Here is a 505-nt window from a genome sequence, read left to right as displayed (position 1 = left end):
CAGCACACAGGCCTCTGGTGATGGTTGATCTTGGTCGACAACCCTTCTACCAGGGGCCTTCTACGTGTGGGTCAGCAGTGGCGATTCCGTAACACGCCTGTGGCCAGCGGCGTCACGATGGAATGGGCTCTGTGAGTCGGTACTCGGCGTACAGACCAGCACGGCGCGGAAAAATCATCGGTCAGACCATACCGAGGGCCGGTTCACAATTCCAGAATCACGAGGGCGCCATCGAGCTCAGCGTTGCCGATGTCGTTCTGGCTGGCTTGGTGTGCGCCAGTCTCGCGCGCTTCCTGCCAGTAAAAGTCGGCAAGATCGTCACCGCTGTCGTCGGTGTCGCCGGGCTCGTCTTCGGCTGTGGCGCGACTGCTTTCGCCTTCCACGGCGCTGACAAGATCTTGGGAAACGCGATGGAGCTGGGGCGAGAGTCCGCGACAGTGTCGCTGGCCTTGATCAGCATCGTCGTCCTCGTCGCTGTCGGGTCGGCCTTGAGCTCGCAAACTCC

At 61.6% G+C, this 505-nt stretch carries 1 protein-coding gene; it reads right to left on the bottom strand.

Going from position 1 to position 505, the window contains the following annotated elements; genetic code table 11:
- Window positions 1-203: 203 nt before the first annotated feature.
- Window positions 204-505: hypothetical protein (locus tag AC3EO4_RS55740; protein ID WP_431905010.1), on the bottom strand; the 302-nt coding region annotated here is incomplete at its 5' end.

The sequence above is a fragment of the Nonomuraea sp. bgisy101 genome (genome assembly GCF_057708945.1).
Note: the sequence above shows the minus strand (reverse complement) of the source record. Positions and strands in the feature narration are given on the sequence as shown.